Consider the following 18,066-nt stretch of genomic DNA (forward strand, 5'->3'; position numbering starts at 1 on the left):
CTCGGCGTAGTCTTCGTCTTCGGAGTACTCACGCGGTTCTCCCTGCGGTCATGCCGCAGGACTCACGGTGGCACCCGCGTCGTGTGCCCGGCAGACTCCTACGGCGAGAGTCGTTACTTGCCACTCCGTAGGGAGTCGACCGGACTGAGCTGTGAGGCATCACCGTTGCGCGACAGTGTCGGATTCCCACCGACTTCGCTCACTAAGGAGTACCCCGGACCGAGTCCGATTCGAGGCAATCGCACATTAACACCCCGTGTCAACGGCGGTGAGCAAGGGGTATGACACACGGAGCTGCCAAGAATTGGCCCAAAATCACGATGGTGACGTCACCATCGCGATTTCTTGGCAGCTCCGTGTGGTAATCCTCAGGTATCGAGTCCTCAGGATCCCGATGCGAGCCGACCGATGACCTCCCACGGCCGATGCGGGGCCACCACACCGTGTAGCTCCTCGACGTCGCCCCGATCACAGGCCAGTTCGAGGCAGGTCGAGGGCCCTCCGGAGCGAGCCAGGTCAACCTCCACGTCCCGAAACTCGGCCCGTAACCCCGCGGTGGAGGCGAGCTGTGCGGCCTCCCACGCCACCCCGTGTGAACCCACCGGGACGCAGTCGTGAACCTTCCCGGAGGCCACCAGGTCTCGCACCTCCGCGAGTGGCACGATCTCGCGCCGGCCAGGGGCGACGTCGTCATCAGGGGCCGAGACGGGAGTCCCGACGCAGACCAGCACGTCACCGTCATGGGCCCGGGGGAGTTCTCCCTCTGGCATGACGCCGATGACTGTCACGCCAATCCCGGTCTGGGTCGTCGCGACGTTGTCCTCCGTCGAGCCCGTGACCGCCGTGGGGTCAATCCCGACGGCGGCCGCGCAGCGTCGGAACTCCTCGATCATGGGCTGGGCTGACTCCCAGTCCTGGCACAGGGTGTTGACGAGGACGAGAGGACGCGCACCGGCGCACATCACCTCCAGGAGGGGTACCCGCGCTCCCAGATGAGCGCACCACACCGGGTCAGCTGGGTAGGAGTCGTCAGGACGCGGGCCGATCCCACCGATGGTGTCACAGGCGATGACCAGACGAGAAGCCGGGACATCAGCCACCAGCAGGTCACGCAGCCTCGTGACGGGTAGGGGGGATGAGGGGAGATGGTTCGGGGCGGTCACGGTGTCATTCAACCGCGACCGCCCCGAAGTTGCACTGGAAGGACGTCATGACGTCAGCACGTCACGGCAGGATGTCCTCGTAGTAGGTATTGCGCAGCAGGACCGACAACAGTCGACCACCGGGCAGGTGCCCGTCGTTGAGTGTCTTGGCGGAGGCCAGCAGAGAACGGATGTCGTATTGAGCAGGCCATGTCGGTGGGATGTCGCGGTCGAGGTTGAGCAGCCCGTAGACAGCCATCATGGCGGTACGAGCCGATCCTTCGACGGTGAAGATGCAGTCGTCCGGGGTTTCGACGAACTGGCCCAGGCAGGCCAGGTTGACGCAACCGTCCGGGATGACCTCCGGGCGATCTCCCTTGCCACGAGGCATGAAGAAGGCTGTGATCCACGGCATCGTCGCAATGCGAACCTTGGTGCGAGCCTTGATCTCCTCGAACTGGTCGAGCAGACCGAAGTGATAGCAGTACTCCTTGAGCAGTTCCTCTCCGGTGCACTCCAGCATCGGCTTCTTGACGATGTCGCCCTTCTCGAACGGGTACAGGCCGTAGGCCCAGGCGACGCCCCAGTCCTTCGGCTGATCGTGGAACTGTGGCTGACGGTTCATCGTCAGCGAGATGCACCACGACGAGTCCTCGGCGGTGATGATGCCGCCGGTGACCGTGCGTCCGGACAGTGGATCGTTGCCCGTCAGTTCCCTGATCTTCTGGAGGAATGGATGGTCCTCACCGATGAAGTTGAAGCTGATCGACTGCCACACCGTCTTGTCGGCGTCGCTGCAGAAGACGTCGGGACGACCGAACACGGCGGAACGACGGACCAGGTTGCGCCACAGCTCCCAGCCGGCGACCTCGTCCTTGTTGTAGGGGGCGGGGTGGTCCATGTCGCCGTAGCCGGTGCACTCGGTCAGTGAACCGTTCGTGACGAAGACGAGGTCCTTCGGGGTCATGTCGATGCGATGTTCGCCGCCCTCCTTGTCGCGCCACAGAATGCCTCGGGCGACCTTGCGGTGAGCAGTGATCTCCAGGTCGACGTCGTAGACCAAGGTGTCGTACTGGAACTTCACGCCGCGCTCGGTCAGCCACTTCATGAGCGGGACGACGAAGGAGTCGTACTGGTTGTAGCGGCTGAACCGCAGGCAGGAGAGGTCCGAGAATCCGGGCAGCAGGTGGAGGAAGCGGTGCATGTAGCGCTTGAACTCGGTCAGGGACTGCCACTGCTCGAAGGCGAACATCGTCTTCCACAGTGTGTAGAAGGTGGAGTGCAGGAAGTCTTCGTCGAACCAGTCCTCGATGGACTTGTAGTAAGTGTCGGACTCCTTGGCCAGCAGCAGCTTTAGGACGGCGAGCTGGCCTTTCTTGTTGATGCCCATCTTGTAGGCCGAACGTTTCTGGCCCTGGTTGTTGATGATGCGGCAGTGGTTGACGTTCGGATCGTTCTCGTTGACGATCCGGAACTCGTCCATGACGCTGTAGGGCTCGGGCATCTCGAGGGCCGGGATGTCCTTCATGACGTCCCAGAAGCACTCGAAGTGTTGCTCCATCTCACGACCGCCACGGGCGATGAAGCCCTTCTCGGTGTCGCCGTCGCCGTCGAAGGCGCCGCCGGGCTGGTGGAGCTCCTCGAGGATCGTGATGTTCTCGGCAGGCATCTTGGCGTCACGGATGAGGAAGACGGCTGCCGTCAGTGCAGCGATACCAGAGCCGACCAGGTATGCCTTGCGCTCAGCGATGTCGTCCGGGGGCACCGGGTGGTTCATGGTGTAACGACCGAGGTCGTTGTGAACGAACGAGTTGCCATCCGGGCTGACCGGGAAGCTGCGCTGATAAATCTTTTGGCAGTTCGTCATGATTCACTCCTCATACGACTTCGCCGGAAGTTCTCCGGTGAACTTCGACTAGCCTCACGATAGCGCCGGAAGGGTGTGATGGAATGCCCTCTTTTTGAGACTTTCGTAAGAGTTTTCTTGAGCGTTCTTCGTCGTCGGGACTCGGGGTGCAGTGCCTTGTCGCAGTCGGGTGCCATACTTATCGCTGGACACGGGGTGCGCCGTATCGGCGCTGAGATCACACCCGTGGAACCTGATCTAGTTCGTACTGGCGAAGGGATGTCCGAGATGGCTTCTTCCACCCCCAGAAACCCGTCGCAGGGCTCAGTCCCGCGCGTCCTCTCCATCGCGGGAACGGATCCCTCCGGGGGTGCCGGCACTGCTGCCGACACCAAGTCCATCACCGCGGCCGGTGGGTACGCGATGGCCGTCGTCACCGCCCTGGTTGCCCAGAACACTCAAGGGGTGCGCGCGATCCACACCCCACCCACCGAGTTCCTGAGGCAGCAGTTGGCGGCAGTCAGCGATGACGTGGCGATCGACGCCGTCAAGACCGGCATGCTCGGAACGGTCGAGATCATCGACACGGTCGCCAGATTCCTCGACGAGCACCGCCCGCCCGTTGTCGTCGTCGATCCGGTCATGGTCGCCACCAGCGGAGACCGGCTCCTCGCCCCTGACGCCGAGGCTGCCATGCGCGAGTTCTGTCGCCGGGCAACCGTCGTCACCCCGAACATTCCCGAGCTCGCAGTGCTGTGCGAGACCGGACCGGCGAAGGGCGCCGAGGAAGCCCTGGAACAGGCGCGCGGCTGGGCCAAGGAGACCGGGGTCGCCGTCGTCGTCAAGACCGGCCATCTCGACTCCCGGCGTGTCGACAACATCTGGGTGGGCTCGGAAGGGACGACGTACACCGCGCAGAGCACCCGGGTGGAGACGACGAACACCCACGGCACCGGATGCTCGCTCTCCTCGGCTCTGGCGACCCGGCTGGGTGCAGGGGATGCTCCCGGCGAGGCCCTGGGATGGGTCACCGACTGGTTGCACGAGGCGATTCTGCACGGGTCAGAGCTGAAGGTTGGCCGGGGACACGGTCCGGTCGACCACTCCCACCGGGCACGACGGCTGTCCGCCGATGCCTCGGCGGTGGCTTGGTTCGGGCCGATCGAGCCGCTGGAGTCTCCCAAGGCCCTCGTCGGTTCGGCGGGGTCAGCACCCACTGCTGCGGTGGACCCGGTTGGTCCGTGGACGACGGCCCTGTGGCAGGCCAGCGCGGATCTGGCCCGTCAGATCCAGGGATCGGACTTCGTCGCTGCCCTCGTCGATGGCACCTTAACGGGTCACGCCTTCAACTTCTACCTCGGTCAGGACGCCCGATATCTGGCCTGCTATTCACGAGCCCTGGCCGCTCTGGCTGCTCGCGCCGTCGACCCGCAGGACGCGGCGTGGTGGGCGCAGTCGTCCGAGACCTGCATCGTCGAGGAGGCTGCCCTGCACCGCACCTGGTTGGAGGGACGCGATCAGGCTCCGGCCGGCCCGGTGACGACGGCGTACACGAATTTCCTGCTGGCACACACTCTGGGTGACGACTACGTCGTCGGGGTGGCGTCCGTCCTGCCCTGCTTCTGGCTGTATGCCCAGGTGGGAGCCGGGTTGCCGCAGGTTCCGGAAGGCCATCCCTATGCGTTGTGGCTCGACACCTACCGGGCCCCGGGGTTTGTCGAGGCTACCTCGCACACCCTCGTCGTCGTGGAGAAGGCCTTCGAACAAGCTGGTCCGACTGCTCGGGCACGTGCTGCCCATGCCTATCTGACGGCCTGTCGTCATGAGTTGGAGTTCTTCGACCAGGCGATGCGTGTCTGAGCCGCCATCGCCCCGCTCCAGACCGCACCATCCACACTTGTTCAAGGACTTGCCCTCATGACCACGGCAACATCACTGCCCACCGTTCCGAACACCTCGTCGAAGGGGACGATGCCACCCGAAGGACGGGCCGCTCTGCGGGCCGGCGTCGTCGGCAACTGGATTGACAACATTCACGTCTTCCTACCCCTGACGGCCCTCGCCCCCGCGATGGTGGTGCTCGCCGGCCCCTCGGCCAGCGCCTCCGTCGGCGCCCTCGTCGTCATCGCCATGCTGCTGGGACGTCCCCTCGGCGGGATGATCTTCGGACGGATCTCCGACCGGCTGGGACGCACCCGTACCACCCGCCTGGCCATTGCCGGCACCGCGACCTGCGCCGGGCTCATCGCCGTCATGCCCACCCACCAGCTCATCGGGCCGTGGACGATCGGGCTCATCCTGCTGCTGCGATTCCTGGGCGGGATCTTCGTCGCCGGTGAGTACTCCGCCGCCATCCCGCTGGCGATGGAATGGTCATCTCCCAAGAAACGCGGCTTGGCGTCCGGGGTCATCCTGTCGATGGCTCCCTGGGCCCAGGCGTCAATCGCCTTCGCCGTCGCCGTCATGCTGGCCGCTCTCGGGCCGGACCGCTACGCCGCATGGGGATGGCGCATCCTCTTCGTCATCGGTGCTGCGATGAGCATCGGGATGATCATCTATTATTCCCGGCGGGTCTGCGACGCTCCTCTCCTCCACCGCACCCATGATTCCAGGGATGCCTGGAAGACCCCGACTCCCGGTGTGCGTGAGGTCATCGCCGGGGCGTGGGCGCCGGCCTTCTGGCAGGTCTTCACCCTCATGACGGGGCTGTGGCTGCTCACCGACACCACCGTGCTGATCCTCACCGCGCGACTGCGCACCGACGCCGGGCTGACGGCTACGGCGACCTCCTGGGTGATGGGAGTCGCCTCCGTTGGTCAGGCGATCTTCATGGCGCTGGCCGGGCACTGGTCCACGAGGGTGGGACGACGCCGTCTGCTGGTGTGCTGGGGAATCAGTGCCGCGGTGCTCGGCCCGCTGCTGTGGTGGGGAGCGATCAGTTCCGCATCAGCAGGCAGGGCAGCCGTCTTCGCCGTCGCCCTCCAGGTGGCGACGGTGTCGGCCTACGGTCCCATCTCGGCCTACCTGTCTGAGAGGTTCCCCACCGAGGTGCGCTCCACCGGCTACGGCATGGGGTACAGCCTGTCCCTCATCCTGCCGGCGCTGTACCCGTTCTACCTGCCGGGGCTGGAGGGCGTGTTCGGGCATCTCGGGGCAGTGCTCGTGCTCGTCGTCCTCGGTGGTTTGCTGGTAGTGCTCGGTGCCGTCCTCGGCCCGCGGCTGTCGGGGGCTGACATCGACGCTGACATCGACGAGGTGGCGAGGGTGGCATGACGATTGACGAGGTGGTGGCGGCTGCTCGACGCAATCCGCCCATGGTTCACTGCCTCACCGCGACGGTGAGTATGTCCTTGGTGGCCGATGGCCTGTTGGCGGCGGGGTTGCGTCCGATGATGACGGAGACCCTCGAGGAGGCCCCGGTCGTCGTCACGGCCGCCGACGCCCTGTCGGTCAACCTGGGCACCCTGTCGACCGATGGCATGGTCGGCATCCCCGCCACCGTCGCCGCTCGTCCTGACGGCGTCCCGTGGGTCCTCGACCCGACGGCGATCGGGCTGGCGCCGGTGCGTACCCGGATGGCTCGCGACTTCCTGGACGAGGGACCTGACGTCGTCAAGGGGAATGCCTCCGAGATCCTCGCCCTCGTGGGAGGACGAGGGGGACGCGGAGCCGACTCGGCGGATGCCCCCGAGCACGCCGTCGACGCAGCTGTCGAGGTGGCGCGACGGACCGGGGGAGTCGTCGTGGTGTCGGGGCCGACGGATGTCGTCGTCACCACCGATGGGGTGGCCGAGAAGATCTCCAGAGGCCATCCGTTCATGGCCCGGGTGACCGGGACCGGCTGCCTACTGGGCGCGTTGACCGCGGGGTGCCTGGTGGCCACCGATGATCCGGTGCAGGCCGCCGTGACGGCCGTGACCTGGTTCGACGTCGCCGGTGAGGTCGCGGCGGCCCGTGCCGGCGGACCCGGTACTTTTCGTGTGCAACTGCTCGACGCCCTCGACGAGGTCGCGAGAACCGGAGTGGAGGAGACGAGATGACCCTGGACCTGCGCTGTTACCTGGTGACCTCGGGAACCGACCGTCACACCGTCGAGACGGCTGCGTTGGCTGCTGGGGCAGGCGCCGGCATCGTCCAGGTGAGAGCCAAGACCCTGGCGACCCGAGACCTCTTGTCGCTGGTTCTCCAGGTCGGCGAGGCGGTGCGTCGTGCGAACCCGGAGACGCGGGTTGTCGTCGATGATCGAGCCGACGTCGCCTGGGCGGCGATGCGCGCCCGCGGTAACGTCCACGGGGTGCATCTGGGGGTCGAGGACCTTCCGGTACGTGACGCCAGGGCCATGCTCGGGCCCGACGCCATCGTGGGTTACACCACCGGAACCCTGGACCTGGTGAGGTCGGCCGAGCCCCTCGCGGACGCCCTGGACTACCTGGGTGCCGGGCCTTTCCGACCCACCCCGACGAAGGACTCCGGACGCCCACCGCTGGGGGTGGAGGGGTACCCGGCCCTGGTGCAGGCGAGCTCTCGGCCCGTCGTCGCCATCGGGGACGTCCAGGTTGACGACGTGGCTGCGCTGGCGACAACCGGCATCGCAGGGGTTGCCATGGTGCGCGCCGTGATGGCCGCTGACGATCCCGCCGCGGTGGTCGCGCAGGCCATCGCGGCCTTCGATCGTGGCCGGGAGGGCTGATTCCCCTGAGCCGAACGGTGACGCACGTCACACTTTCTGAACCGTTCGGGACTCGCCTGTTAGCAAATCGTTAGGATCCCGCTCACCCCCGTATGGGATCCGTAGGGGAGCGCGACAACCCGCTTACGACACGATTTCGATGGTTCCTGGTGCCAAAACCGGCACTCCGGAAACCCCGGGTCATCGTCAAGGAGCCTTGTCATGCTGGACGTTATCTGGCTGCTCGGTGTCGTCGTCCTCTTCCTCCTACTCGCCCTGTGCGTGAAGGGGGTCGACGCGCTGTGACCGTCCTCAACATCGTCGCGGCCATTCTCGGCATTGCCGCTGTCGTGTACCTCGTGATCGCCCTCATCCGTCCGGAGCGTTTCTGATGACGTGGTTCTACTTCTTGGCGAGCCTTGCTCTTCTCGCCCTCGCGCTCGGGATCGCCCAGCATCACCTGGGCTCCTACATGGCCCGTGTCTTCACCTCTGACAAGGACACCAAGGTCGAGGCCTTCTGCTACCGCATCATGGGCGTCGACCCCCGTGCCGGACAGACGTGGAAGTCCTACGCCCGCTCGGTGCTGGCCTTCAGCTTCTGCGGTGTCGTCCTCCTCTACGCCCTCCAGCGTCTGCAGTCGTGGCTGCCCTGGTCCATGGACAAGGGGTCGGTGAACCCAGCCGTGGCCTTCAACACCGCGGTCTCCTTCGTCACCAACACCAACTGGCAGGCCTACTCCCCGGAGGCGACCCTGGGGCACTTCGTCCAGCTCGCCGGCCTGTGCGTGCAGAACTTTGTCTCCGCAGCCACCGGCATCGCGGTCGCGATCGCCCTGGTGCGTGGATTCGTCGGACGTGGTGAGCACACCATCGGCAACTTCTGGGTCGATCTCACCCGCACCACCCTTCGCATCCTCATGCCGATCGCCGCTGTGGGAGCCTTCCTGCTCATCGTCGGTGGGGCTGCGCAGAACTTCATCGGCTTCATGCACGTCACCGGCATCGCTGGTGGGGACCAGATCATCCCGGGCGGGCCTGTCGCCTCCCAGGAGGTCATCAAGGAGCTCGGCACCAACGGTGGCGGCTTCTTCAACGGCAACTCATCCCACCCCTTCGAGAACCCCCAGCCGTGGACGAACATGCTGGAGATCTTCCTCATCCTGCTCATCCCATTCTCGCTGCCGCGCACCTTCGGAAAGATGGTCAAGGACGTGCGTCAGGGCCGCGCCATCCTCATCTCAATGATCGTGCTGTTCCTCATCAACCTCTTCGCGATGGCTGCTGCCGAGTTCTCCGGACACGGCACCGCCGGGCGCCTCGCCGGCGCCGCGATGGAGGGCAAGGAGCAGCGCTTCGGCCTGATCCAGTCGGTCCTCTTCGCCAACGCGACGACGATGACCTCCACCGGCGCCGTCAACTCGATGCACGACTCCTACACCGCCATCGGTGGCATGTTCACCATGCTGAACATGATGCTGGGTGAGATCAGCCCTGGCGGCGTCGGATCTGGCCTGTACGGCATGCTCGTCATCGCCGTCATCGCGGTGTTCATCGCTGGACTCCTCGTCGGTCGTACCCCCGAGTACCTCGGCAAGAAGATCGGCCCGCGAGAGATGAAGTTGTCGGCCCTGTACATCCTCGTCATGCCGGCCCTGGTGCTGTGCGGGGTGGCCCTCAGCCTGGCCATCCCCGGTATTCGGGATGGTGTCGTCAACACCTCGATCTCGAACCCGGGTGAGCACGGACTGAGCGAGCTCGTCTACGCCTTCACCTCGGGTGCCAACAACAACGGTTCCGCCTTCGCCGGTCTGGATGCCTCGACGAACTGGCTGTGCGCGGCGATTGGCGTCGCCATGCTGCTCGGTCGCTTCCTGCCGATCATCCTCGCCCTCGCCCTCGCCGGAGCCCTTGCCGAACGCGAGCCTGTCCCGGTCACCGCAGGCACCCTTCCCACCCACAACGCCCTGTTCATCACCCTCGTCGTCTTCACGGCGATCCTCGTCACGGCGCTCGTCTTCTTCCCGGTCCTCACACTGGGACCGCTGGCCGAAGGACTGATCTGATCATGACCGTCATCACCTCGAATTCGCGTTCCCGCGGCCTCACCGGGGCCCAGGTCCGCCAGGCCCTGCCCGGTGCCTTCCGCAAGCTCGACCCGCGTGCCCAGTGGCGCAACCCGGTCATGTTCCTGGTGTGGGTCGGCGCGGCCCTGACGACGATCGTCGCCGTCATGGAGCCGTTCACCCACATCACCGACGGCCGTGTGCCGACCGGATTCTCCGCGGTCATCGCGGTCTGGCTGTGGCTCACCGTGGTCTTCGCCAACCTTGCCGAATCCATCGCCGAGGGCCGCGGCAAGGCCCAGGCCGAGACCCTGAGGAAGACCCGCACCGCCACCAACGCGCTGCGCGTCGATGGTTGGGACGAGAAGAACGATCCCTCGGCCGAGCACACCACGACCACCGAGATCGTCTCCTCGGACCTCAAGTACGGCGACGTCGTCGTCGTGACGGCAGGCCAGACGATCCCCGGAGACGGGGACATCATCTGGGGCATCGCCTCGGTCGACGAGTCGGCCATCACCGGTGAGTCCGCCCCCGTGGTACGTGAGTCCGGCGGCGACCGTTCCGCCGTCACCGGTGGCACGAAGGTGCTCTCCGACCGCATCGTCGTCAAGATCACCTCGAAGCCCGGCCAGTCCTTCGTCGACCGCATGATCGCACTGGTGGAGGGATCCGGACGCCAGAAGACCCCCAACGAGATCGCCCTCAACATCCTGCTGGCGAGCCTGTCGATCGTCTTCGTCATCGTCGCCCTGACCCTGAACCCGATCGCCTCCCTGGCCGCCAGGCCGGTGGGCATCACGGTTCTCGTCGCCCTGTTGGTCTGCCTCATCCCGACCACCATCGGTGCCCTGCTCTCGGCCATCGGTATCGCGGGTATGGACCGCCTGGTGCAGCACAACGTGCTGGCCATGTCGGGCCGAGCCGTCGAGGCCGCCGGTGACGTCACCACCCTGCTGCTCGACAAGACCGGCACCATCACCTACGGAAACCGTCGAGCCAGCGAGTTCATCGCGATGCCCGGCGTCAGTGAGGAGGAGATCCGCGACGTGTCCGCCCGGTCCTCCCTGGCCGACCCGACCCCGGAGGGCACCTCCATCGTCGACCTGGCTCGCGAGCAGGGATTCGACGCCGATGCCTGGGGTGACCAGGGGGAGGTTGTCCCCTTCACCGCTCAGACCAGGATGTCCGGCATCGACCTGCCCGACGGCACCGAGATCCGCAAGGGTGCCGGTTCGGCCGTGCGAGCCTGGCTGACGGAGTCCCACATCGACATGGACATCGACACCCTCGCCCACATGGATCGTCGCGTCGACGCCGTCTCCGAGTCCGGTGGCACCCCGCTCGTCGTCGCAGTGCGCACCCCCGACCATGTCGGCAAGGTCCTCGGCGTCGTCCATCTCAAGGACATCGTCAAGGAAGGCCTGACCGACCGGTTTTCCGAGTTGCGTCGGATGGGCATCCGCACCGTCATGGTGACCGGTGACAACCCGCTGACGGCTGCCGCCATCGCCAAGGAGGCCGGGGTCGACGACTTCCTGGCCGAGGCCACCCCGGAGGACAAGCTCGCCTACATCCGCAAGGAGCAGGAGGGCGGCCGGATGGTCGCAATGACCGGTGACGGCACCAACGACGCCCCGGCCCTGGCCCAGGCGGACGTGGGTGTCGCCATGAACACCGGTACCTCGGCCGCCAAGGAGGCCGGCAACATGGTCGACCTCGACTCCGACCCGACCAAGCTCATCAGCATCGTCGGGATCGGCAAGCAGTTGCTCATCACGCGCGGCGCCCTGACGACCTTCTCCATCGCCAACGACATCGCCAAGTACTTCGCGATCATCCCCGCGATTTTCATGGCGACCTACCCGGGCCTGTCGGCCCTCAACATCATGGGCCTGCACTCCCCGGCGTCTGCGGTGCTCTCGGCGATCATCTTCAACGCGATCATCATCGTCATCCTGGTGCCGCTGGCTCTCAAGGGAGTGTCCTACAAGCCTGCCGGGGCGTCGAAGATTCTCGCCCGGAATCTGCGCATCTATGGCCTGGGCGGAGTTGTCGCGCCATTCATCGGCATCTGGCTGATCGACCTGCTCGTCCGTCTCATTCCCGGTTTCTGATCGGAGCCCATCATGATCATTTCCTCCAGGACTCGTACCCTCCTCGTCGGGCTGCGCTCGATCCTGTTGTTCACCGTCATCGTCGGCGTCGTGTACACCGGCGTCATGACCGGGCTGGGACAGCTCGTCCTTCATCGGCAGGCCAATGGCTCCCAGCTGGAGGTCAACGGCAAGGTGGTCGGCTCGACCCTCATCGGTCAGTCCTTTACCGACAAGGACGGCAAGCCGCTGCCGGAGTACTTCCAGCCGCGCCCGTCGGCCGCCGGTGACAACGGTTACGACGGGTCTTCCTCGGGTGGTTCCAACATGGGGCCTGAGAACCCGGACCTGGCCAAGACCATCAAGGAGCGTCGCAGCCAGGTGGCGACCTTCAACGGGGTGGATGCCGGTAGGGTTCCGGCCGATGCCCTGACGGCGTCGTCCTCTGGTCTGGACCCGCACATCAGCCCCGCCTACGCCGAGATCCAGGTCAGCCGGGTCGCCAAGGCCCGTCACCTCGATCCCAGTGTCGTCCGTGAGATTGTCGCCAACAACACTGACGGACGCCAGCTCGGATTCCTCGGTGCGACTAGGGTCAATGTCGTGACCCTCAATGCCGAACTGGATCGTCAGCACTGACTGACGTGATCAGTTCGTGATCATGGCCTGAAGGAGGACGAGGTGGCTGCTCGGGGACGATTGCGGGTGCTGCTCGGCGCGGCACCGGGCGTCGGCAAGACCTACGCCATGCTCGATGAGGGCAAGCACCTGAGCAAGAGTGGGTCCGACGTCGTCATCGCCGTCGTCGAGACCCACGGCCGGGCAGCCACCGCGGCCATGACTGAGGGGCTGGAGATCGTCCCCCGCCACCTCGTCGAACATCGCGGCATCGAGCTGTCCGAGATGGACCTCGACGGGGTACTCGCCTGCGATCCCGACGTCGCCCTGGTCGACGAGCTGGCCCACACCAACGCGCCCGGGTCGCGTCACGAAAAGCGCTGGCAGGATGTCGAGGAACTGCTGGACGCCGGGATTGATGTCATCTCGACGGTCAACATCCAGCACATCGAGTCGCTCAATGACGTCGTCGAACAGATCACCGGGGTGCCGCAGCGCGAGACCATCCCGGACACCGTGCTGCGCAAGGCCAACCAGGTGGAGGTTATCGATCTCGCCCCGCAGGCCCTGCGCGATCGGCTCTCGGGCGGCAAGGTGTACCCGGCAGAGCGGATCGACGCCGCCCTGTCCAACTACTTCCGACTGGGCAACCTCACCGCCCTGCGCGAGCTGGCCCTGCTCTGGGTTGCTGACGAGGTAGACCACGCCCTGGCCGATTACCGCAGTGAGCACGGGATCGACTCCCACTGGGAGGCCCGCGAGCGGGTGGTCGTCGCCCTCACCGGTGGACGCGAGGGGGAGACCCTGTTGCGTCGCGGTGCCCGTATCGCCGCTCGAGCCGGGGGCGGTGAACTGTTGGCCGTCCACGTCACCACCGAGGACGGTCTGCGCTCCCCGCACCCGGGTGAACTGGCTCGTCAGCGTGGATTGGTGGACCAGTTGGGAGGGTCCTTCCACCAGCTCGTCGGCGACGACATCCCGGAGACTCTCATCGAGTTCGCGAAGTCGGTCAACGCCACCCAGCTCGTCATCGGGGCGAGTCGGCGTGGGAAGTTGTCGCGGTTGCTGACGGGTCATGACGTCGAGTCCGACATCATTCGGGCTTCGGGTGCCATTGACGTCCACATCGTCAGTCATGGTGCCCAGGCCAAGGGAATCCGGCTGCCACGGATGGGTGGGTCCTTGTCGACTCGTCGCCGCATCGCCGGTTTCGTCGTGCTGGCGGTCTTCGGGCCACTGTTGACCTGGTTGCTGGTGTCGACGCGCAGCCCCGAGGCCCTGACGACGGATGTGCTGACCTATGAGTTTCTGGCTGTCGTGGTGGCCCTGGTCGGCGGTGCCCTGCCGTCCTTCGTCGCGGCTCTGGCCTCGGGTATTGCCCTGGACTACTACTTCACCAAGCCCTTCTACACCGTCACCGTCAACGAGCCGCTGCACATGGTGGCTCTGCTGCTGTACCTGCTCACGGCCGCCCTGGTGAGCTTCGTCGTCGACCGCGCTGCCCGCAAGACCCGGGTGGCACGTCGCGCGGCCGCCGAGTCAGGGCTGCTGGAGTCGGTGGCCGGATCGGTGCTGCACGGTGAGGACGCCGTCGAGTCGTTGTTGTCCAAGGCGACCGAGGCCTTCGGGCTGTCGGGGGCCCGGGTGCTGACCGACGGACGCGTCGTGGCAAGCTCGGGTACGACCAGCGATGAAGTCACCGAGCAGCACATCGACGATCATTCGGTGGTCGAGTTCCACGGGCCTGAGCCGGACGCCTCCGAGCGTCGCCTGCTGTCGGTGATCACCACCCAGTTGGGGACGGCCCTGGACCAGCGGCAACTGGAGGAAACGGCCAAGGCGGTGGAGCCACTGGCCGCCACGGACCGAGTGCGAACGGCCTTGTTGTCGGCGGTGGGACACGACCTTCGTCGGCCCCTTGCGGCCGCGACCGCTGCCGTTTCAGGTCTGCGCAGCGAGGGAGCCGGTCTGTCCGACCAGGATCGTGATGACCTGTTGGAGACCGCCGATGACGCCCTGGGGAAACTGGCCAACCTCGTCACCGACCTGCTCGACGTCTCCCGGCTGCAGTCCGGCGTGCTCGGGGTCTCGGTGATGCCGGTCGACCCGGCCGAGGTCATCATGCCGGCCTTGGATGAGTTGTCCCTGGGGCCGGCGGATGTCGAGATCGATCTGGGAGCCGACGTGCCCGAGATGGTCGCCGATCCGGCCCTATTGCAGCGGGTGGTCGTCAACCTGTTGTCGAATGCGCTGAGATATGAGCCAGCAGGTGGCCGGGTTCGGCTCGCGACAAGCAGTTTCGCCGACCGGGTGGAGATCCGCGTGATCGATCATGGTCCGGGGATTCCGGAGGATCGTCGCGATGACGTCATGGTGCCCTTCCAACGGTTGGGGGACGCCGACTCGACCGTCGGGCTGGGACTGGGGCTGGCCCTCTCGAAGGGTTTCGTCGAGGGGATGGATGGCACCCTCGCGTTGGAGGACACTCCTGGTGGTGGCCTGACGATGGTCATCAGCCTGCCGAGGGTGGGCCATGCGGCGGCTGGCCACGATGATGTGGATCACGATGACATTGAGGAGGGGAGTGCTCGATGAAGATTCTCATTGCTGACGACGACCCGCAGATCCTGCGGGCGCTGCGGATCACCCTGGGGGCGCGCGGATACGAGATCCTGCTGGCCCGCGATGGTCAGCACGCCCTCGAGATGGCTGTCGATCACAAGCCCGACATCATCCTGCTGGATCTCGGCATGCCGCGTCTGGACGGGGTGCAGGTCATCGAGGCGGTGCGGGGGTGGTCCCAGGCGCCGATCCTGGTCATTTCGGGACGGTCGGGGTCGGCGGAGAAGGTGGAGGCCCTCGACGCCGGGGCTGAGGATTACGTCACCAAGCCCTTCTCGATGGATGAGTTGTTGGCGCGGATTCGGGTCCTGACGAGGAGGATTGGCCAGGACGAGGGGGATTCCGAGCCGGTTATCGCTTTCGGGTCGGTGCGGGTTGATCTGACGTCGCACACCGTCACTCGTGACGGGGCCAATGTCCGGTTGACGCCGACGGAGTGGCGGGTGCTCGAGCTGTTGATCCACAACGAGGGTCGGTTGGTGACTCGACAGACGATGCTGAGCCAGGTGTGGGGGTCGGAGCATGTCACCGACACGGGGTATTTGCGGTTGTACATCTCCCAGTTGCGCAAGAAGTTGGAGCCCGAGCCGAGTAATCCTCGGTATCTCATCACCGATGCGGGGATGGGGTATCGATTGGTGCTTGATCCGCACGACTGATCCTCGGACTTGGCCGGGGTCCTCCGACCATCGCTGACGGAGATTCAGCGTGCCGGTCGTGGAACGATGATGGTCAGCCCTGAACAGAGCTGACCATCATCTCTGTTTCGATCATGCGCAGTTGCTTGTGAACGAGATCGACTGAATGTTGATGGCCTGCCAGCCGAAGAGCGGCTCGCCTGGTTTACCAACGTAGGTGCCGCCGCCGAGCGAGACTTCCTTGAGGAAGCGGTTCGTGTATTCCATCGTCAGTCCACTGGAGGACACGCTGCCGAAGGTGAAGGTGTCTACCCACGGCCCATCGGCGCTGGGGTGGTTGGCACCGCTCCGTTGCAGCGGGGACGCAAGCGTACCCGCACCGGTCTGCTCGGTTGTCGTACTGCCATGCTGTGTGCTCACGATCCCGCTCGGGGTTTGGCTGAAGCCCACAGCATCCCAGTACTGGTCACGGTAGCCATCCGTGGAGTGGTTGGCCTTGGTGACGTTCGAGGAGATGTCCCCGACTACGATCGTCGTTGCGCGGGCACACAGATCCCTCGTTAACGCTGGTGGCGTAAAGCAGGTTGGATGCTGACACCAAATCGACGTCAACATCCAAGTGCTCACTCCGTGTGCACCTCTTCAGAGCCCCGGCACAGTGGCGGGACGAGAGACCGCCGGACAGTCTCGACCAAGATCACGGTAAGGCTCGTCAGTCTCACCGACGCCCCGGCCGAAGTCACCGCAGAAACAAACCTGCCCCGCCATCAGGCGGGGCAGGTTTCGATTTTCTTTTCTTACGTGGAGCATAGGGGATTCGAACCCCTGACCTACTGCTTGCAAAGCAGTCGCGCTACCAACTGCGCCAATGCCCCGTGGACCCGAACAGTCTAGGGGAACTCAGCCCCTTTCGGCGAGTCGAGTACGGGCGCGTTGCTACACGGAGCTGCCAAAAAGTTGCTTGAAAACCCGATGATGACGTCACCATCCCGGTTTTCTGGCAGTTCCGTGTAGAACAAGCCGCCTATGACAGCACCTCGGTGGGGTTGACGACGACTGGCTCCAACCCACGCTTGGCCAACGCCGGAGCCAGGTCCTCGGCTCGACCACAGATCCCGATCCGCCAGTCGTCGGGGTTGAGAAGTTGGCGCCACGCAGTGTTGGCTGACCATTCCTGACCATCCACCCTCACCGAGGCCACTGCAGCCAGGTGATCGTCGACCCAGGTCGGCGCCAGACCCGCCCGCACCAGAGCAGCCACCTGATGGGCCACCGAACCGGCGGTGTCGTACTGCAGTGGAGCAATCCCCACCAAATGGTCACGGGCGGAATCAACCTCGTCATTACGCAGGTCCTCCGCGGACGTGAGAATGCTCAACGCCTCGGCGACGGCGTCGGCCCCGACCTCGGTCCGGAAGGACCCAGCGACTGTCGTGACCCCGCCGTCAGGCAGCGGACGGGCCGACATCCCGACCCCATAGGACCATCCCTTGTCCTCGCGCAGCACTTGGTTGAGCCGTGACCCGAAGGTTCCGCCCAGGGCACCGCACGCCACCTTGAGGGCTGCCCATCCAGGGTGGGCCCTCCCCACCGTGGCCTGCTGGATCCGCACATCGGCCTGCACGGCGTCGGGACGGTCGACGAGGATCACTCGTGGCCCACCGACCCGAGGTGTGGCCGGAACGACCTCCGCCGCTGACCCGGTGGCCATCCACCGCTCGAACACCGACAGATCAAGGTCCTCGACCCCTTCACCGGCCACCACCAGCACGGCGTCGCTGAGGGTCCAATGCGCTGCCCAGAACTCCCGGGCAGCCTCGGCATCGAGCTTCTCCACCGATGTCAGGGTGCCAATGGTGGGCAGGGCCGATCGTGACCCTTCCGGCCAGAGGGTACGGGCGGCTGCGAGCCCGGACAAGGCCGATCCACGCTGGCTGGTCTGGGCCAGGGAGGCTCGTGCCATGTCGATCTGACGGGAGATGTCGGTCTGGGCCAGACTGGTGGTCCGCAACAACTCGACGAAGAGCTCGGCTGCGGCGTCGAACCTTGTCACGGGTACGTCGACACCGACGTGGCTGCCGGCCAACCCGGCCGACCCGTCATAGCTGGCCCCGATCGACTCCATCGCCTCGGCGAAAGCGGCGTCGGGGTGAGGTGCGGTCGACTCGTCGGCGGTGCGGACGACGAGTCCGGCCAGCCCCTCGAGACCGGCGGGCTCGGCACCCAAGGGTGCGTCCAACCCGATTTCCATGGTGATGATGTGCTGACCGGGCATCGGTACGCGCACCACCGTCAGTCCGGTGGACAAGTTCTCCACGATGCACGTCGGGAAGGACCACGGCGAGCCGGGCTGCACGTGTGGACGATCAT

Annotated in this window: 14 protein-coding genes, 1 tRNA gene, 1 pseudogene and 1 riboswitch; of the genes and pseudogenes, 11 read left to right on the forward strand and 5 right to left on the reverse strand. The window is 65.6% G+C overall.

The window, feature by feature from the left end:
• Positions 1–383: 383 nt before the first annotated feature.
• On the reverse strand, positions 384–1,163 hold the full coding sequence (locus tag ACP8LP_RS00490) for an AIR synthase related protein (RefSeq protein WP_015583469.1): 780 nt from the start codon (positions 1,161–1,163) through the stop codon (positions 384–386).
• A gap of 61 nt (positions 1,164–1,224) precedes the next feature.
• The gene (locus ACP8LP_RS00495; RefSeq protein WP_004810236.1) at positions 1,225–3,009 is read right to left on the reverse strand and encodes an oleate hydratase; all 1,785 of its coding nucleotides are present in this window, start codon (positions 3,007–3,009) and stop codon (positions 1,225–1,227) included.
• A 181-nt stretch (positions 3,010–3,190) separates the two neighbouring features.
• A riboswitch (TPP riboswitch) is annotated at positions 3,191–3,285 on the forward strand.
• Here ACP8LP_RS00495 and ACP8LP_RS00500 point away from each other — a divergent pair.
• The 11 genes and pseudogenes from ACP8LP_RS00500 to ACP8LP_RS00550 all read left to right on the forward strand — a co-directional run bounded on the left by ACP8LP_RS00500 (position 3,268) and on the right by ACP8LP_RS00550 (position 15,717).
• Positions 3,268–4,848 carry a bifunctional hydroxymethylpyrimidine kinase/phosphomethylpyrimidine kinase gene (locus tag ACP8LP_RS00500; protein WP_004810237.1) on the forward strand — a complete coding sequence of 527 codons (1,581 nt, stop codon included), beginning with the start codon at positions 3,268–3,270 and terminating at the stop codon, positions 4,846–4,848. It overlaps the preceding riboswitch by 18 nt.
• 57 nt (positions 4,849–4,905) lie before the next feature.
• The gene (locus ACP8LP_RS00505) at positions 4,906–6,261 is read left to right on the forward strand and encodes an MFS transporter (RefSeq protein WP_004810238.1); all 1,356 of its coding nucleotides are present in this window, start codon (positions 4,906–4,908) and stop codon (positions 6,259–6,261) included.
• Entirely contained in the window at positions 6,258–7,028 is a 771-nt protein-coding gene (thiM, locus tag ACP8LP_RS00510; protein WP_004810239.1) for a hydroxyethylthiazole kinase, read from the forward strand. Before ACP8LP_RS00505 ends, thiM begins: the two co-directional genes overlap by 4 nt.
• Positions 7,025–7,678 carry a thiamine phosphate synthase gene (locus ACP8LP_RS00515; protein ID WP_004810240.1) on the forward strand — a complete coding sequence of 218 codons (654 nt, stop codon included), beginning with the start codon at positions 7,025–7,027 and terminating at the stop codon, positions 7,676–7,678. Before thiM ends, ACP8LP_RS00515 begins: the two co-directional genes overlap by 4 nt.
• 92 nt (positions 7,679–7,770) lie before the next feature.
• Positions 7,771–7,963, forward strand: a pseudogene (locus ACP8LP_RS00520) (hypothetical protein).
• Entirely contained in the window at positions 7,960–8,049 is a 90-nt protein-coding gene (gene kdpF / locus ACP8LP_RS00525) for a K(+)-transporting ATPase subunit F (protein WP_015583464.1), read from the forward strand. The pseudogene ACP8LP_RS00520 and the gene kdpF overlap by 4 nt, the downstream one beginning before the upstream one ends.
• On the forward strand, positions 8,049–9,722 hold the full coding sequence (gene kdpA / locus ACP8LP_RS00530) for a potassium-transporting ATPase subunit KdpA (protein ID WP_004810241.1): 1,674 nt from the start codon (positions 8,049–8,051) through the stop codon (positions 9,720–9,722). Before kdpF ends, kdpA begins: the two co-directional genes overlap by 1 nt.
• Positions 9,723–9,724: 2 nt before the next feature.
• Positions 9,725–11,839, forward strand: coding sequence for a potassium-transporting ATPase subunit KdpB (gene kdpB, locus ACP8LP_RS00535; RefSeq protein WP_004810242.1), 2,115 nt, complete (start codon positions 9,725–9,727; stop codon positions 11,837–11,839).
• 12 nt (positions 11,840–11,851) lie between these two features.
• Positions 11,852–12,457 (forward strand): potassium-transporting ATPase subunit KdpC, encoded by a 606-nt coding sequence (kdpC, locus tag ACP8LP_RS00540; RefSeq protein WP_004810243.1) that lies wholly within the window; start codon positions 11,852–11,854, stop codon positions 12,455–12,457.
• A 42-nt stretch (positions 12,458–12,499) separates the two neighbouring features.
• Positions 12,500–15,031, forward strand: coding sequence for a sensor histidine kinase (locus tag ACP8LP_RS00545; RefSeq protein WP_484483196.1), 2,532 nt, complete (start codon positions 12,500–12,502; stop codon positions 15,029–15,031).
• A complete protein-coding gene (locus ACP8LP_RS00550) occupies positions 15,028–15,717 on the forward strand; it encodes a response regulator transcription factor (protein WP_004810245.1) in 690 nt (229 codons plus the stop codon). The genes ACP8LP_RS00545 and ACP8LP_RS00550 overlap by 4 nt, the downstream gene beginning before the upstream one ends.
• Positions 15,718–15,828: 111 nt before the next feature.
• Here ACP8LP_RS00550 and ACP8LP_RS00555 read toward each other — a convergent pair whose 3' ends face one another.
• The 3 genes from ACP8LP_RS00555 to ACP8LP_RS00565 all read right to left on the reverse strand — a co-directional run bounded on the left by ACP8LP_RS00555 (position 15,829) and on the right by ACP8LP_RS00565 (position 17,971).
• On the reverse strand, positions 15,829–16,323 hold the full coding sequence (locus ACP8LP_RS00555; protein ID WP_138237422.1) for a hypothetical protein: 495 nt from the start codon (positions 16,321–16,323) through the stop codon (positions 15,829–15,831).
• Positions 16,324–16,498: 175 nt separating this feature from the next.
• A tRNA-Ala gene (locus ACP8LP_RS00560) sits at positions 16,499–16,571 on the reverse strand.
• Positions 16,572–16,720: 149 nt separating this feature from the next.
• On the reverse strand, positions 16,721–17,971 hold the full coding sequence (locus ACP8LP_RS00565) for a M16 family metallopeptidase (protein ID WP_484483344.1): 1,251 nt from the start codon (positions 17,969–17,971) through the stop codon (positions 16,721–16,723).
• Positions 17,972–18,066 lie beyond the last annotated feature (95 nt).

Source organism: Cutibacterium sp. LaCa_89, from assembly GCF_058177555.1.

What these genes read in the sequence shown, in the direction of transcription:
- kdpB (WP_004810242.1), top strand. Translation starts at nt 9,725, where the DNA reads ATGACCGTCATCACCTCGAATTCGCGTTCCCGCGGCCTCACCGGGGCC.
- ACP8LP_RS00495 (WP_004810236.1), bottom strand. Translation starts at nt 3,009, where the DNA reads ATGACGAACTGCCAAAAGATTTATCAGCGCAGCTTCCCGGTCAGCCCG.
- thiM (WP_004810239.1), top strand. Translation starts at nt 6,258, where the DNA reads ATGACGATTGACGAGGTGGTGGCGGCTGCTCGACGCAATCCGCCCATG.
- ACP8LP_RS00550 (WP_004810245.1), top strand. Translation starts at nt 15,028, where the DNA reads ATGAAGATTCTCATTGCTGACGACGACCCGCAGATCCTGCGGGCGCTG.
- ACP8LP_RS00500 (WP_004810237.1), top strand. Translation starts at nt 3,268, where the DNA reads ATGTCCGAGATGGCTTCTTCCACCCCCAGAAACCCGTCGCAGGGCTCA.
- kdpC (WP_004810243.1), top strand. Translation starts at nt 11,852, where the DNA reads ATGATCATTTCCTCCAGGACTCGTACCCTCCTCGTCGGGCTGCGCTCG.
- ACP8LP_RS00505 (WP_004810238.1), top strand. Translation starts at nt 4,906, where the DNA reads ATGACCACGGCAACATCACTGCCCACCGTTCCGAACACCTCGTCGAAG.
- ACP8LP_RS00565 (WP_484483344.1), bottom strand. Translation starts at nt 17,971, where the DNA reads ATGCCCGGTCAGCACATCATCACCATGGAAATCGGGTTGGACGCACCC.
- ACP8LP_RS00515 (WP_004810240.1), top strand. Translation starts at nt 7,025, where the DNA reads ATGACCCTGGACCTGCGCTGTTACCTGGTGACCTCGGGAACCGACCGT.
- kdpA (WP_004810241.1), top strand. Translation starts at nt 8,049, where the DNA reads ATGACGTGGTTCTACTTCTTGGCGAGCCTTGCTCTTCTCGCCCTCGCG.